Annotated in this window: 15 protein-coding genes; 14 read left to right on the forward strand and 1 reads right to left on the reverse strand. The window is 70.8% G+C overall.

Going from position 1 to position 15,540, the window contains the following annotated elements:
• Nucleotides 1-4: 4 nt before the first annotated feature.
• A complete protein-coding gene (locus ACGFZS_RS24435) occupies nt 5-1,153 on the reverse strand; it encodes a YihY/virulence factor BrkB family protein (protein WP_393535450.1) in 1,149 nt (382 codons plus the stop codon).
• Between the two features lie 149 nt (nt 1,154-1,302).
• Here ACGFZS_RS24435 and ACGFZS_RS24440 point away from each other — a divergent pair, with 149 nt between their 5' ends.
• The 14 genes from ACGFZS_RS24440 to ACGFZS_RS24505 all read left to right on the forward strand — a co-directional run bounded on the left by ACGFZS_RS24440 (nt 1,303) and on the right by ACGFZS_RS24505 (nt 15,536).
• Nucleotides 1,303-2,946 carry an acyl-CoA dehydrogenase family protein gene (locus tag ACGFZS_RS24440; protein WP_393796907.1) on the forward strand — a complete coding sequence of 548 codons (1,644 nt, stop codon included), beginning with the start codon at nt 1,303-1,305 and terminating at the stop codon, nt 2,944-2,946.
• A gap of 386 nt (nt 2,947-3,332) precedes the next feature.
• Nucleotides 3,333-4,610, forward strand: coding sequence for a GAF domain-containing protein (locus ACGFZS_RS24445; protein WP_393796908.1), 1,278 nt, complete (start codon nt 3,333-3,335; stop codon nt 4,608-4,610).
• Between the two features lie 185 nt (nt 4,611-4,795).
• Nucleotides 4,796-6,130 (forward strand): hypothetical protein, encoded by a 1,335-nt coding sequence (locus ACGFZS_RS24450; protein ID WP_393796909.1) that lies wholly within the window; start codon nt 4,796-4,798, stop codon nt 6,128-6,130.
• A gap of 42 nt (nt 6,131-6,172) precedes the next feature.
• On the forward strand, nt 6,173-6,757 hold the full coding sequence (locus tag ACGFZS_RS24455) for a GNAT family N-acetyltransferase (RefSeq protein WP_393796910.1): 585 nt from the start codon (nt 6,173-6,175) through the stop codon (nt 6,755-6,757).
• Between the two features lie 109 nt (nt 6,758-6,866).
• Entirely contained in the window at nt 6,867-6,950 is an 84-nt protein-coding gene (locus tag ACGFZS_RS24460; protein ID WP_309500612.1) for a putative leader peptide, read from the forward strand.
• Between the two features lie 127 nt (nt 6,951-7,077).
• Nucleotides 7,078-8,775 (forward strand): nitrite/sulfite reductase, encoded by a 1,698-nt coding sequence (locus ACGFZS_RS24465; protein ID WP_393796911.1) that lies wholly within the window; start codon nt 7,078-7,080, stop codon nt 8,773-8,775.
• Nucleotides 8,772-8,951: a hypothetical protein gene (locus tag ACGFZS_RS24470; RefSeq protein ID WP_393796912.1), complete on the forward strand. Its 180-nt coding sequence runs from the start codon at nt 8,772-8,774 to the stop codon at nt 8,949-8,951. The genes ACGFZS_RS24465 and ACGFZS_RS24470 overlap by 4 nt, the downstream gene beginning before the upstream one ends.
• Nucleotides 8,948-9,658 carry a phosphoadenylyl-sulfate reductase gene (locus ACGFZS_RS24475; RefSeq protein WP_393796913.1) on the forward strand — a complete coding sequence of 237 codons (711 nt, stop codon included), beginning with the start codon at nt 8,948-8,950 and terminating at the stop codon, nt 9,656-9,658. Before ACGFZS_RS24470 ends, ACGFZS_RS24475 begins: the two co-directional genes overlap by 4 nt.
• Nucleotides 9,655-10,239 carry an adenylyl-sulfate kinase gene (gene cysC, locus ACGFZS_RS24480; protein ID WP_393796914.1) on the forward strand — a complete coding sequence of 195 codons (585 nt, stop codon included), beginning with the start codon at nt 9,655-9,657 and terminating at the stop codon, nt 10,237-10,239. The genes ACGFZS_RS24475 and cysC overlap by 4 nt, the downstream gene beginning before the upstream one ends.
• Nucleotides 10,236-11,174 (forward strand): sulfate adenylyltransferase subunit CysD, encoded by a 939-nt coding sequence (gene cysD, locus ACGFZS_RS24485; RefSeq protein ID WP_393796915.1) that lies wholly within the window; start codon nt 10,236-10,238, stop codon nt 11,172-11,174. The genes cysC and cysD overlap by 4 nt, the downstream gene beginning before the upstream one ends.
• A 2-nt stretch (nt 11,175-11,176) precedes the next feature.
• Nucleotides 11,177-12,514: a sulfate adenylyltransferase subunit 1 gene (locus tag ACGFZS_RS24490; protein WP_393796916.1), complete on the forward strand. Its 1,338-nt coding sequence runs from the start codon at nt 11,177-11,179 to the stop codon at nt 12,512-12,514.
• Between the two features lie 231 nt (nt 12,515-12,745).
• Nucleotides 12,746-13,858, forward strand: a complete 1,113-nt coding sequence (locus ACGFZS_RS24495) for an aliphatic sulfonate ABC transporter substrate-binding protein (protein ID WP_393796917.1) — start codon at nt 12,746-12,748, stop codon at nt 13,856-13,858.
• Nucleotides 13,859-13,891: 33 nt separating this feature from the next.
• On the forward strand, nt 13,892-14,671 hold the full coding sequence (locus ACGFZS_RS24500) for an ABC transporter ATP-binding protein (RefSeq protein ID WP_393796918.1): 780 nt from the start codon (nt 13,892-13,894) through the stop codon (nt 14,669-14,671).
• Nucleotides 14,658-15,536 (forward strand): ABC transporter permease, encoded by an 879-nt coding sequence (locus tag ACGFZS_RS24505; protein ID WP_393796919.1) that lies wholly within the window; start codon nt 14,658-14,660, stop codon nt 15,534-15,536. Before ACGFZS_RS24500 ends, ACGFZS_RS24505 begins: the two co-directional genes overlap by 14 nt.
• Nucleotides 15,537-15,540 lie beyond the last annotated feature (4 nt).

Consider the following 15,540-nt stretch of genomic DNA (forward strand, 5'->3'; position numbering starts at 1 on the left):
CCGCTCAGCGGCTCTCCGGCTTGGGCTTGTGCGGCGGGTGGCTGCTCTTCACATGGGTGCGCAGCCGGGCCGTGACGTCCTCGGGGGGCAGGAAGCGGGACCAGCGCTCCGGGAACTCGGAGGGCATGTCGGGGTCGTCGGGGTCGGGGTCCACCTCGCGGGCCGCGGCGGCGCGGGCGACGTACTCGGCGACCTGGACCTCGCGCAGCCGTTCGTTGGCGGCGCGGGCCGCGGCGGTCGCGGCGGCCGGCCAGACCCGGTCGATCGCGGCGTTGACCGCGGCGCCGACCAGCACGGCGAAGGCCGACACACCGATCCACAGGAGCACGGCGACGGACGCGGCGAGCGAGCCGTAGATCGTCGCGCCCTCGATGGTGTTGGTCAGGTAGATGCGCAGCAGGAAGCTGCCGAGGACCCACATGCCCAGGGCGACCAGGGCGCCGGGCACGTCCTCGATCCACGGCGAGCGGACCGGCACGGAGACGTGGTACAGCGTGGTCAGGAAGACGATGGACAAGACGATCACGACCGGCCAGTACAGGACCTGAACGAGCGTCTCCGACCAGGGCACGATCCCGACCACCGCGTCCGGTCCCGCCACCATCAGCGGCAGCGCCACCGAGCCGATCAGCAGCGCGGCGATGAAGAGCAGGAAGGAGACGATCCGGGTCTTCACGATGCCCCGGACGCCGTCGAGGCCGTACATCACGGTGATGGTGTCGATGAAGACGTTCACCGCGCGGGAGCCCGACCACAGGGCGAACAGGAAGCCGATGGAGATGACGTCGGGGCGGCCGCCCTTCATCACGTCGTGCAGGATCGGCTCCGCGATCTCCTTCACGCCCTTGTCGGACAGGACGGTGCGGGAGGCCTCCAGAAGGTTGCTCTCCAGGCTGGCGATGGTGTCGGCGCCGGTCCAGTCGTCGACGTAGCCGAGCAGTCCGATGAGGCTGAGCAGCAGCGGCGGGACCGACAGCAGGGTGAAGAAGGCGGCCTCGGCGGCCAGGCCGAGGATGCGGTACTCCATGCAGGAGTTGACGGTGTCCTTGACCAGCAGCCAGGCCGTCCGGCGCTTGGAGACGTTCCGGTAGAGGGCCCTGGCCCGATGGAGCCGGCCGGAGGGCGGCTCGGGGGTATCGCTTGCTGGCTGCACGCCCTAACGGTATCCGCCGTCCGGGGCGCTACTCATCTTCCGGGGCCCCGATCGTGATCTTCCGCGAACAGCGGATCACGCGACGCGGCCGGCGGTGCCGCTGTGTCAGGCTGGAGACCACCGCCGTCGCCCCGGGTAGGTTCGCAGACATGGCATGCACCACCACCCACACCGTGACCAACCAGCCTCCCCCGCTCGTCGGATACGACCTCTTCGGCGCCGACCACGCCCTCGTCGAGGCCGTCGGGCGGCACACCGCCCCCGAGCTGCTGGACGAGGTGCGCGCCGAGCTGTCGGGGATCGGCGTCTCGGCCGGTTCGGCGCAGGTGCAGGAGTGGGCGGCGCAGGCGAACGAGCACCCGCCGCGGCTGCGCACCCACGACCGCTACGGGCACCGGACCGACGAGGTCGAGTTCCATCCCGCCTGGCACCGGCTGCTCGGCAAGGGCGTGGGCGCGGGCCTGACCACGGGCTGGGTACGGCCGTCCGGGCACGTCCGGCGCGCGGCCGCCTTCCTGGTCTGGACCCAGGCCGAGGCCGGCAACTGCTGCCCGCTGTCGATGACGAACGCGGCGGTGCCCGTGCTGCGCGCCGACCCGGAGCTGGCCGCCGTGTGGGAGCCGCTGCTGACGTCCGTGATCTACGACCGTGAGCTGCGGCCCGCCGCCCGGAAGGCCGGCGCCCTCTTCGGCATGGGCATGACGGAGAAGCAGGGCGGCAGCGACGTACGCGCGAATACTACCGCCGCGGTGCCGCTCGCCGAGTCCGGGACGTACACCCTCACCGGACACAAGTGGTTCTGCTCGGCGCCGATGTCGGACGGCTTCCTGGTGCTGGCCCAGGCGCCCGCCGGGCTCACCTGTTTCCTCGTCCCCCGGGTGCTGGCGGACGGCACCCGCAACGCCTTCCTCCTGCAGCGGCTCAAGGACAAGCTCGGCAACCGGTCCAACGCGTCGAGCGAGGTCGAGTTCGACGGGACCTGGGCGCGGCGGGTGGGTGAGGAGGGGCGCGGGGTGCCGGCCATCATCGAGATGGTCGCCGCGACCCGGCTGGACTGCGTGCTGGGCTCGGCGGGCCTGATGCGGCAGGCGGTGGCCCAGGCCGTGCACCACGCCACTCACCGCGAGGCGTTCGGCGGCCGACTGGCCGACAAGCCGCTGATGCGCAACGTACTGGCCGACCTCGCGATCGAGTCGGAGGCCGCGACCACCCTCGCGCTCCGGCTGGCCGCCGCCTACGACGACGGCAGCGAGGCCGAACGGGCGTTCCTGCGGCTGGCGTTGCCCGCCGCCAAGTACTGGGTGACCAAGCGCTGCGCTCCGCTGACCGTCGAGGCCGCCGAATGCCTCGGCGGCAACGGCTACGTGGAGGAGTCGGGCCTGCCCCGGCTGGTCCGCGAGTCCCCGCTCAACTCGGTCTGGGAGGGCGCCGGCAACATCCAGGCCCTCGACGTCCTGCGCGCCCTGCACCGCGAACCCGGCGCCCTCGACGCCTACCTCCAGGAGATCGGCCGCGCCCACGGCGCCGACCACCGCCTCGACCGCGCCGTCAAGGACCTCTTCTCCGAACTCGCCGACCTGGAAGGCATGGAAGCCCGAGCCAGACGCCTCGTGGAACGCCTGGCGACGGTCCTCCAGGGTTCCCTACTGGTCCGCTTCGCCCCACCAGAGGTGGCGGACGCCTTCTGCGCGTCGAGGCTGGGCAACGACTGGGGCTCGACCTTCGGAACATTGCCGACGGGCCTGGACCTGACCACCGTTGTGGATCGAGCAAGGGTGACTAGACCCGCCTAGGGGCGCGGGGAACTGCGCGACAAGCCCCCACCAACCGTCAGCCGCCGACGCACCGCCACCACGCACCCTCTGTCGCGCACGGCCCAAGCGCCGCAGGCAGGGGTGGTGCTGCGCCGACACGGCACCACCCCCGCCCCCTCGGCCCATGTCAGGCCATTGACGCCGTGGCGTCGGCTCAATTTTCGGCCACCCCCGGCTCGTTCACCAGGGTTGCAAGGGGTTGCAACATCTCGGTGACTGTGTGCGGACTGTGTGCCTCCGGCATCGGAAAACGGCAGTATGAGACACGGAGTCGGACCGGAAACCGCCGCCCGGACGGCTTGACAGCGACTCATCGATGCCTTTTTCAAGGCGTATCCGGGAGGACCTCCGTGGGGAACCCGCCGATGGACGTGGCGCGACTCGCCGCGAAGAACGCGGCACAGGCGGCGCGGGTACTGAGCGAGGTGCGCGAGGCCAGACTCGCCGGGAACCGCGGGCGGGTCCCGCCCCGGCCCGTGATCGAACAGTCCTGGGGGCGGATGCTGCGCAGCGGTGTCGACCCCGACCACGACTTCCGCACCGGGCTGCTGTCCGCCGACGAAGTCCGGCGCAGACGTGAGGAGTCACCGCTCAGGGACGTGCTGCCGGTGCTGCGCGAGGGGTTGCTTTCGGTCGCGGACGTCGCCCAGCACATCATGGTGGTGGCGGACGCCGACGGCCGTGTGCTGTGGCGGGAGGGTTCCTCGCCGGTGCTGCGCAAGGCGGACGGGCTGGGCTTCGAACTCGGCGCCGACTGGCGCGAAGACGTCGTCGGCACCAACGGGGTCGGCACGCCGGCGGTGGTGCGCCGGCCCGTGCAGGTCTTCGCCGCCGAGCACTTCGTCCGCTCGCACGCCTCCTGGACCTGCTCCGGCGCCCCGATCACCGACCCCCGGGACGGCGCCCTGCTCGGTGTGGTGGACGTCAGCGGCCCGCTGGAGACCATGCATCCGGCCACCCTGGCCTGGGTGAACTCGGTGGCCAAGCTCGCCGAGGCGCGGTTGCGGGAGCTGCATCTGGACACGCTGGAGCGGCTGCGGGCGGTCGCCGCGCCGGTGCTGGCCCGGCTGGGCGGGCGGGCGTTGGTGGTGGACGCCGACGGCTGGACGGCGGCGGTGACCGGGATGCCGTGTCCACGGCGGCTCACGCTGCCCAAGTCCCTGTCGCCGGGCCGCCGCCTGCTGCCCTCGCTCGGACTGTGCGCGGTGGAGCCGCTGGCCGGGGGCTGGCTGCTGCGGGCGGTGGACGAGCCGGTGCCGGTGGGCGGGGGCCGGCTCGTGCTGGACCTGACCCGGCCGCGCCGGTCCTCGGTGACCGTCGGCGGCGGCGCGGGCTCCTGGTCGCGCGAACTGAGTCCCCGGCACGCCGAGTTGCTGTACCTGCTGGCGACGCGGCGCGCCGGGCGCAGTGCGGCCGGGCTGGCCGAGGACGTGTTCGGGGACGCCTCACGGACCGTCACCGTGCGGGCCGAGATGTCCAGGATCCGGCGGTATCTCGGGGCGTTGCTCGAACACCGGCCGTACCGCTTCCGGGAGGACGCGGAGATCGAGGTGCTGTTCCCGGACGACCCGCGCGACCTGCTGCCGTACTCGACCGCCCCGGCGGTGACGGCGGGTCGGACGCCGGGCCGACGGCCTGAATAAGTGTCGCCTTACTCTGGGCTTATTTAACGCATCCGGTGCATCAGGGGAGGTATCTTCCGCATATTTACGGGGTCTTCGAGGTACGGCGGCCCGGACTGCCGTAGCATCCCGGTACGGGCCTCCCCACCTGCTCCTCGGTCAACGTACGGACCATCAGGCGCAGTTGGCCCGCCTCGGGAGGAGACATGAAGCATCGCGGCAGACACCGGCGACGCAGGCGGGGCGCGGCACTGCGCGCCGCCCTGGCCGGGACCGCACTCGCGCTCACCGCGACTGCCACGATCGTCAGCGCCTCGCAGGCCACGGTCGCCGAGGACCCCGGCGCGCTGAAGCCGCTGGTCTCCACGACCGACAGCGCGCGGCTGCAGTTGCAGGAGCACCTCGTACCGCACCGCTCGCTGGACCGGCTCGCCGCCGCGATGGGCGGCACGATCGGGGTCGCCGACGTCCTGGCCACCGCCGACCACACCCTGCGCGAGGCGGCCGACTGCGACTCCGGGGACCGGGACTCGCTGCCGGTCACCCCGGCGGCCGACGAGGCGTACTGCTGGGACCCGGCCGACACCCTCACCGACGACTGGCGGCCCGCGTCGGTGACCACCTCCTCCGACGCCGACGACGACGGCCTGTGGGGCGCCAACCGGGTCGTCCTGGCCGGCTGGACGCACAGCACCGACACCGGCCCCGCCGCCTCCCGGGGCCTGGCCCGGGTCGCCGTGATCAACACGAACGACCCGGCGCACCCCTCCTACTCCTGGGTCCTGCTGACCGTGCCCAGCGCCGACGGCAGCACCTACCGGGGCCTTTCCTCGCAGATCTCCGGCATGGCCTGGTACGAGGACAAGCTCCTGGTCACCACCGTCCAGGGCAGCACCGACGCGCTCTACGTGTACGACCTGAACCGCATCCAGCGCACCTCGGTGCTGGCCGACGCGATCGGCCGGGTGCGGGGCGGCTGGTCGGCCGACGGCTTCCGGTACGTGATGCCCGCCGTGGGCTCGTACAGCTTCACCGCCGGAGCCTGCTCGGCGAGCGGCGCGCCCTGTCCGAGCGCGCTCTCCGTGGACCGCGGGACGGCCCCGGACAGCCTGGTCCTCGGCGAGTGGACCTCCGCGGACAGCGACCGGCCGGCCCGGCTGTGGCGGTACGCGTTCGACGAGGCCTCCCAGCGGGACGGGCTGCTCGCCACGGACACCTTCGGCCGGGCCGACGCCGTCGAGGCGTACCGGACCGGGGTCTCCGAGATCCGGGGCGTGCTGTCGTACCGCCCGCCGGGCGCGACCGGCTCCCTGTGGTACGTCGGCCACCTCCCCGGCGCCATGGACGGGCACGGCGGCCTGTGGCGGCAGGACACGAAGGGCGCCCGGGCGGCGCGCTGCGGCTCGGACGACTCGCACCGCTGCTGGGCCGAGGGCACCGGCTCGCTCTCCTACGCCCCGGACACGGGCGAGGTGTGGTCGGTCACAGATCGCATGCTGTTCTCGGTACCGCTGCGCTCGATCGACGCGTCGCTCGGATAACAGCCGTCGACACGCCCGGGGCCGGGATGATTGCCTGGCCCCATGAGCACCATCGCCGTGACCACCTGGTCCCTGGAGCAGACGTCCCCCATCGACCTCCGCCCCGCCGCCACCCCCGACGGCGACGCGGTCCGGATCGTCCGCTCCGCGGTCCCCTCCCCCGAGTTCAGCCGCTTCCTGTACGCCTCGGTGGGCGGTGACATCCGCTGGACCGACCGGCTGGGCTGGAGCCACGCCAGCTGGCAGCAGCACCTGGCGCGGCCGGGCGTGGAGACCTGGGTCGCCTACGACCGGGGCACCCCGGCGGGCTACGTCGAGCTCGAACCGCAGGACGACGGGGTCGTGGAGATCGTCTACTTCGGTCTGATCCCGGCGTTCCGGGGCCGCCGGATCGGCGGCCACCTGCTCTCGTACGGCGCCGCCCGCGCCTGGGACCTGGCGGAGCGGTGGACCGAGCGCCCGCCGACCAAGCGGGTGTGGCTGCACACCTGCAGCCTGGACGGCGAGCACGCGATGGCGAACTACCAGCGACGCGGCTTCCGGCTCTTCGACACGAAGACCGAGGAGGAACCGGACGTAACGGCGCCGGGGCCCTGGCCGGGGGCGCACCCGGACACCCGGCCGTAAACACGCCCCCGGCGTGACGCACGACACCTTGTCTCACCATTCAGAATAGATCCGTCCGAATCGCGGACAATGGTGGACTGCCCGGAGATCCGCGTGACACGCTTCCGTCATGTCTGGAACTGGAATTGCCTTGGTGAGTCGGCGGCACGTCGACCTCGGCCGCATGTCCAGCGCCATCTGTCCGGCGGGCTGAGAGCACAGCACCGCCGCGCTTTCCTGTCCAGACCTTCCGTCGCGCAATGTTGCGCACGTATGCCCGCATGCGCCCGCACGCGCAGGTCAGAGCCGCTTCCCCGCCTGTCCCGAAGGACGTATCAACCATGGCCGCCACCCCGCAGAACCCTGCCGCCTCCGCGCCCCGCCGCAAGGTGAGCCGTCACCGCGGTGAGGGTCAGTGGGCTATGGGGCACTTCACCCCGCTCAACGGCAACGAGCAGTTCAAGAAGGACGACGACGGTCTCAATGTGCGGACACGCATTGAGACGATCTACTCCAAGCGCGGCTTCGACTCGATCGACCCCAACGACCTGCGCGGCCGTATGCGCTGGTGGGGGCTGTACACCCAGCGCAAGCCCGGCATCGACGGCGGCAAGACCGCCATCCTGGAGCCGGAGGAGCTGGACGACAAGTACTTCATGCTGCGGGTGCGGATCGACGGCGGCCGCCTCACCACCCAGCAGCTGCGGGTGATCGGCGAGATCTCGCAGGAGTTCGCCCGGGGCAGCGCGGACATCACCGACCGGCAGAACATCCAGCTGCACTGGATCCGCATCGAGGACGTTCCGGAGATCTGGAACCGTCTTGAGGCCGTCGGGCTGTCCACCACCGAGGCGTGCGGCGACTGCCCGCGTGTGGTGATCGGCTCGCCGGTCGCCGGTATCGCCGAGGACGAGATCATCGACGGCACCTGGGCCATCGACGAGATCCAGCGGCGCTACATCGGCAGCAAGGAGTTCTCCAACCTGCCCCGCAAGTTCAAGTCCGCGATCTCCGGCTCGCCGCTCCTGGACGTGGTGCACGAGATCAACGACATCGCCTTCGTCGGCGTGGACCACCCCGAGCACGGCCCCGGCTTCGACCTGTGGGTCGGCGGCGGCCTCTCCACCAACCCGAAGATCGGCGTCCGGCTCGGCGCCTGGGTGCCGCTGGCGGAGGTCCCGGACGTCTGGGCCGGCGTGATCGGCATCTTCCGCGACTACGGCTACCGCCGGCTGCGCACCCGCGCCCGCCTGAAGTTCCTCGTCGCCGACTGGGGCCCGGAGAAGTTCCGCCAGGTGCTGGAGGACGAGTACCTCAAGCGCCCGCTCGTCGACGGCCCCGCGCCGGCCCAGCCGCTGCAGCGCTGGCGCGACCACGTCGGTGTGCACCGGCAGCAGGACGGCAACTTCTACGTCGGCTTCGCCCCGCGCGTCGGCCGGGTGGACGGCGCCACCCTGGCGAAGATCGCGGACCTCGCCGAGGCGCACGGCTCGGGCCGGGTGCGCACCACCGTCGAGCAGAAGATGATCATCCTCGATGTCACCGAGGCACAGGTCGAGTCGCTGGTCGAGGCCCTGGAGGCGCTGGACCTCACCGCCCGGCCGTCCTCGTTCCGGCGCGGCACCATGGCCTGCACCGGCATCGAGTACTGCAAGCTCGCCATCGTCGAGACCAAGCAGCGCGGCAGCTCGCTCATCGACGAGCTGGAGCGCCGCCTGCCGGACTTCGACGAGCCGCTCACCATCAACCTCAACGGCTGCCCCAACGCCTGCGCCCGTATCCAGGTCGCGGACATCGGTCTCAAGGGCCAGCTGGTCCTGAACGACGCGGGCGAGCAGGTCGAGGGCTACCAGGTGCACCTGGGCGGCGCCCTGGGCCTGGAGGCCGGTTTCGGCCGCAAGGTCCGCGGTCTCAAGGTGACCTCGGAGGAGCTGCCCGACTACGTCGAGCGGGTGCTCAAGCGTTTCCAGGCCGAGCGCGAGGACGGCGAGCGGTTCGCCGCCTGGGCGTCCCGTGCCGACGAGGAGGCCCTCTCATGAGCGAGCGGGCCGCCCCCTTCTACTGCCCCTACTGCGGCGACGAGGACCTGCGACCCAGTGAGCAGGGCCACGGTGCCTGGGAATGCGCGGCCTGCAACCGCGCATTCCAGCTGAAGTTCCTCGGGCTGCTCGCCCGGGGGCTGAAGCATTCCGAAGCCGGAGGGGATCAGATATGACCACCGCTCAGGAAGAGCGCACGAGCGAGGAGTTGAAGGCGCTGGCCGAGCAGGCCGGCCGCGATCTCGAAGACGCCTCCGCCCTGGAGATCATCCAGTGGGCGGTGGACACCTTCGGCAAGGGCTTCTGCGTGACCTCCTCGATGGAGGACGCGGTGGTGGCCCATCTGGCGTCGCGCGTCCAGAAGGGCGTGGACGTCGTCTTCCTCGACACCGGTTACCACTTCCCGGAGACCATCGGCACCCGGGACGCGGTCGAGGCCGTGATGGACGTCAACGTCATCACCCTCACCCCGCGCCAGACGGTCGCCGAGCAGGACGCGGAGTACGGCCCGAAGCTGCACGACCGCGACCCCGACCTGTGCTGCAAGCTCCGCAAGGTCCAGCCCCTGGAGCGGGGCCTGACCAAGTACGCGGCCTGGGCGACCGGGCTGCGCCGCGACGAGTCCCCGACCCGGGCGAACACCCCGGTCGTCGGCTGGGACGAGAAGCGGCAGAAGGTCAAGATCTCCCCGATCGCCCGCTGGACCCAGGACGACGTGGACGACTACGTCGCCGAACACGGCGTACTCACCAACCCCCTGCTGATGGACGGCTACACCTCCGTCGGCTGCGCCCCCTGCACCCGCCGGGTCCTCGAGGGCGAGGACACGCGCGCCGGCCGCTGGGCCGGGCGGGCCAAGACCGAGTGCGGGCTGCACGAATGACGACCACCGCGTCTTCGACGAACCCTACGAACCAGGAGAACACCGTGACGACCGGAGCCACCGTCTGGCTCACGGGTCTGCCGAGCGCCGGCAAGACCACCATCGCGTACGAGCTGGCGGGCCGGCTGCGCGACGAGGGCCACCAGGTCGAGGTGCTCGACGGCGACGAGATCCGCGAGTTCATCTCGGCGGGCCTCGGCTTCAGCCGCGAGGACCGGCACACCAACGTGCAGCGCATCGGCTTCGTCGCCGAGCTGCTGGCCCGCAACGGCGTCAAGGCGCTCGTCCCGGTGATCGCCCCCTACGCGGACAGCCGCGACGCGGTGCGGGGGCGCCACGGCGAGAACGGCACCGCGTATGTCGAGGTGCATGTGGCGACCCCGGTCGAGGTGTGCTCCGTACGCGATGTGAAGGGTCTGTACGCCAAGCAGGCCGCCGGTGAGCTGACCGGGCTGACCGGCGTCGACGACCCGTACGAGGAGCCCGAGACGCCCGATCTGCGGATCGAGTCGCAGGACCAGACCGTCGCGGAGTCCGCGGCGGCGGTGCACGCGCTGCTGAGCGAGAAGGGACTGGCATGACGACGACCGTGGCGGCTCACGGGGAGGGCACGGGCACCCCGTACGCCCTGTCCCACCTGGACGCGCTGGAGTCCGAGGCGGTCCACATCTTCCGCGAGGTGGCGGGCGAGTTCGAGCGGCCGGTGATCCTGTTCTCCGGCGGCAAGGACTCCATCGTCATGCTGCACCTGGCGCTCAAGGCGTTCGCCCCGGCGGCGATCCCCTTCACCCTGCTGCACGTCGACACCGGCCACAACTTCTCCGAGGTCCTGGAGTACCGGGACCGCACGGTGGAGCGGCACGGGCTGCGGCTGCACGTCGCCTCCGTGCAGGACTACATCGACCGCGGTGTGCTGCGCGAGCGCCCGGACGGCGTCCGCAACCCGCTGCAGACCCTCCCGCTGACCGAGAAGATCCAGAGCGAGAAGTTCGACGCGGTCTTCGGCGGCGGCCGCCGGGACGAGGAGAAGGCCCGCGCCAAGGAGCGGGTGTTCTCGCTGCGCGACGAGTTCTCCCAGTGGGACCCGCGCCGCCAGCGCCCCGAGCTGTGGAACCTCTACAACGGCCGGCACGCCCCCGGCGAGCACGTCCGCGTGTTCCCGCTCTCCAACTGGACCGAGCTGGACGTATGGCAGTACATCGCCCGCGAGGGCATCGAGCTGCCGGAGATCTACTTCGCGCACGAGCGTGAGGTGTTCCGGCGCAACGGCATGTGGCTGACCGCCGGGGAGTGGGGCGGCCCGAAGGACGGCGAGAGCGTCGAGAAGCGCCAGGTGCGCTACCGGACGGTCGGTGACATGTCCTGCACCGGTGCCGTCGACTCCGACGCCGGCACGCTGGACGCCGTGATCGCCGAGATCGCCGCCTCCCGGCTCACCGAGCGCGGCGCCACGCGCGCCGACGACAAGCTCTCCGAGGCCGCGATGGAAGACCGCAAGCGCGAGGGGTACTTCTAACCATGACCACCAGCACCACGGAACTCGGCCTCACCGAGACCACCCTGCTGCGGTTCGCGACCGCGGGCTCCGTCGACGACGGCAAGTCCACCCTGGTCGGACGGCTGCTGCACGACTCCAAGTCGGTCCTCACCGACCAGCTGGAAGCCGTCGAGCGCGCCTCCGCCTCACGCGGCCAGGACGCCCCCGACCTGGCGCTGCTCACCGACGGGCTGCGCGCCGAGCGCGAGCAGGGCATCACCATCGACGTGGCCTACCGCTACTTCGCCACCCCGAAGCGCCGGTTCATCCTCGCCGACACCCCCGGGCACGTGCAGTACACCCGGAACATGGTCACCGGCGCCTCCACCGCCGAACTGACCGTGGTCCTGGTCGACGCTCGCAACGGCGTCGTCGAGCAGACCCGCCGGCACGCCGCGATCGCCGCCCTGCTGCGCGTCCCGCACGTCGTCCTCGCCGTCAACAAGATGGACCTGGTCGACTACCAGGAGTCGATCTTCGCCGGGATCGCCGAGGAGTTCACGGCGTACGCCACCGAGCTGGGCGTCCCGGAGGTCACCGCGATCCCGATCTCGGCGCTCGTCGGCGACAACGTCGTGGAGGCGTCCGCGAACATGGACTGGTACGGCGGCCCGACCGTCCTGGAGCACCTGGAGACCGTCCCGGTCAGCCACGACCTGGCGCACTGCCACGCCCGGCTGCCCGTGCAGTACGTGATCCGCCCGCAGACCGCCGAGCACCCCGACTACCGGGGCTACGCCGGCCAGATCGCGGCCGGCACCTTCCACGTCGGCGAGGCCGTCACGGTCCTGCCGTCCGGCCGTACGACGACGATCTCGGGCATCGACCTGCTCGGCAAGCCGGTCGACGCGGCGTGGACCACCCAGTCGGTGACCCTGCTGCTCACCGACGACATCGACGTCTCGCGCGGCGACCTGATCGTCCCGACCAAGGACGCCCCGGCGACCACCCAGGACGTCGAGGCGACCGTCTGCCACGTGGCCGACCAGCCGCTGGCCGTCGGCCACCGGGTGCTGCTCAAGCACGGCACCCGCACGGTCAAGGCGGTCGTCAAGGACATCCCGTCCCGCCTGACGCTCGACGACCTGTCCCTGCACCCGCACCCGGGGCAGCTCGTCGCCAACGACATCGGCCGGGTCAAGATCCGTACCGCCGAGCCGCTGCCGGTCGACTCCTACGCCGACTCGCGCCGCACCGGCTCGTTCATCCTGATCGACCCCGCCGACGGCACCACGCTCACCGCGGGCATGGTCGGCGAGTCGTTCGCGTCCCCCGAGCCGGTCAAGGACGAGACCGAAGACGACGGCTGGGACTTCTGACATGACGATGACCGACGTCTACTCGACGTTCGCGAAGGAGGGCGGCCGCGTCGGCAGCGGCGCCCTCGGCAGCGGACAGGGCGGGGTGGCGCGATGTGTGCGTTGACGTACGCGCACCGCTTGCGCGCCCTCACCCCCCACCCGCCGTCCCGGATGCGACGAAGACCTGCCGACCTCCCGGCCACGACCTGAAAGACCGTGACCGCCGGGCCAACGAGAGGAACGCCTCCCGTGCCTGCCAACCGCTCCCAGCTCCTCCGCCGCGGCATAGCCGCGCTCGCCGCACTTCCCCTGCTCACGCTCGCCGCGTGCGGGTACGGGTCGGACTCCACGGCCGACAACGCCAAGGAAAAGGTCTCCGCCGGATCCTCGAAGATCGACGGCCTCGACTCCGTCAAGATCGGCTACTTCGGCAATCTGACCCACGGCACCGCGCTCGTCGCCCGTCAGCAGGGCTACTTCCAGAAGCAGCTGGGCGCCACCAAGGCGGCCTACCAGATCTTCAACGCCGGCCCCTCGGAGATCGAGGCACTGAACTCCGGTTCCATCGACATCGGCTGGATCGGCCCTTCCCCGTCGATCAACGGTTACACCAAGTCCGACGGCAAGAGCCTGAAGATCATCAGCGGTTCGGCCTCCGGCGGCGTGAAGCTCGTCGTGAACCCGAAGAAGATCAAGTCCCTGAAGGACGTCAAGGGCAAGAAGATCGCGACGCCGCAGCTGGGCAACACGCAGGACGTGGCGTTCCTGAACTGGATCGCGGACCAGGGCTGGAAGGTCGACGCGAACACCGGCAAGGGCGACGTGTCGGTGGTCCGCACCGACAACAAGATCACCCCGGACGCGTACCAGTCCGGTGCCATCGACGGTGCCTGGGTGCCGGAGCCGACCGCGTCCAAGCTGGTCGCCGAGGGCGGCAAGGTACTGCTCGACGAGTCGACCCTGTGGCCGGACAAGAAGTTCGTGATCACGAACATCATCGTGCGCCAGCAGTTCCTCAAGGAGCACCCGAAGGCCGTCGAGGCGGTGCTGAAGGCCTCGGTCGAGGCCAACAAGTGGATCAACGCCAACCCCGACCAGGCCAAGGCGGTGGCGAACAAGCAGCTGGAGGCCGACTCCGGCAAGGCACTGCCGGCGGACGTCCTGGACCCGGCGTGGAAGTCCATCCAGTTCACCGACGACCCGCTGGCCTCCACCCTCAACACCGAGGCGGAGCACGCGGTCAAGGCCGGTCTGCTGGAGAAGCCCGACCTGAAGGGGATCTACGACCTGACGATCCTCAACAAGGTCCTCAAGGCCGAGGGTGAGACCACCGTCTCCGACGCCGGTCTCGGCAGCAGCTGACGGACCCCGACGAGATCCCAGGAGGTGACGACCATGGCCACGACCCTCGCCAAGGCCGACGAGACCGTCGAGTACGCGGCGCGGCTTGAGCACGTCTCGAAGTCCTTCGCCGGACCGGGTGGACAGCAGCTCGTCCTGGACGACATCAGCCTCGATGTCGCCCCGGGTGAGTTCGTCACCCTCCTGGGGGCCTCGGGCTGCGGCAAGTCCACACTGCTGAACCTGGTGGCCGGCCTGGACGCGCCGACCACCGGTTCCATCGCGACGGACGGCCGCCCGGCCCTGATGTTCCAGGAACACGCCCTCTTCCCGTGGCTGACCGCGGGCAAGAACATCGAACTGGCTCTCCGGCTCCGCGGAGTCCCGAAGAACGAGCGGCGCGGCAAGGCCGAGGAGCTGCTCGAACTGGTCCGGCTGAAGGGTGCGTACGGCAAGCGCGTGCACGAGCTGTCGGGCGGTATGCGGCAGCGGGTGGCGCTGGCCCGGGCACTCGGCCAGGAGAGCAACCTGCTGCTGATGGACGAGCCGTTCGCGGCCCTCGACGCCATCACGCGTGACGTGCTGCACGACGAGCTGACGCGGATCTGGACGGAGACCGGCTTGTCCGTTCTCTTCGTCACGCACAACGTGCGCGAGGCGGTCCGGCTCGCGCAGCGGGTCATCCTGCTGTCGTCCCGACCGGGTCGCATCGCGCGCGAGTGGACGGTCGGCATCCCGCAGCCTCGTCGCATCGAGGACGCGCCCGTGGCCGAACTGTCCCTTGAAATCACCGACGTACTGCGTGGGGAGATCCGCCGCCATGGCCAGCACTGAGACCACGCCGACGCAGGACGCCGGAAGCGTCGAGGCGGGCCTCGACGCGCTGGAGACCTCGGTCGCCGGCCGGACGCCCTTCAGCCAGACCTTCAAGAACAAGATCCTGCCGCCGATCATCGCCGTCGCCGTGGTCCTGATCGCGTGGACCCTGCTCTACCCGGTCGTCGACAACCCGTCGAAGCTGCCTTCCCCCTCGGATGTGTGGAGCGCGGTCGAGGACCAGTGGCTCAAGGGAACCCTCCTCGAATACATCTGGGGCAGCGTCTCCCGCGGCCTGCTGGGCTTCCTCCTCGCGCTGGTCATCGGTACGCCGCTGGGCCTGCTGGTGGCGCGGGTGAAGTTCGTCCGCGCGGCGTTCGGCCCGATCCTCTCCGGCCTCCAGTCGCTGCCTTCGGTCGCCTGGGTGGCGCCGGCGGTCATCTGGCTGGGCCTGAACAACTCGGTGATGTTCACGGTGATCCTGCTGGGCGCCGTGCCCTCCATCGCCAACGGCCTGGTGTCGGGCGTCGACCAGGTTCCCCCGCTGTTCCTGCGGGCGGGCCGCACTCTGGGCGCGACCGGCCTGCGCGGCACCTGGCACATCGTGATGCCGGCCGCGCTGCCCGGCTATGTGGCCGGTCTCAAGCAGGGCTGGGCGTTCTCCTGGCGTTCGCTGATGGCCGCCGAGATCATCGCCCAGTCGCCGGACATGGGCATGGGCCTGGGCCAGTTGCTGGAGGTGGGCCGTACCAACAGCGACATGTCGACGGTCTTCCTGGCCATCCTGCTCATCCTGTTCGTCGGTATCGCGATCGACCTGCTCATCTTCAGCCCGCTGGAGCGGTGGGTGCTGCGCAGTCGCGGTCTGCTGGTGAAGAGCTGAGGTC

Origin of the sequence: Streptomyces sp. NPDC048288 (genome assembly GCF_043201555.1) — a bacterium.
Lineage (GTDB): Bacteria > Actinomycetota > Actinomycetes > Streptomycetales > Streptomycetaceae > Streptomyces.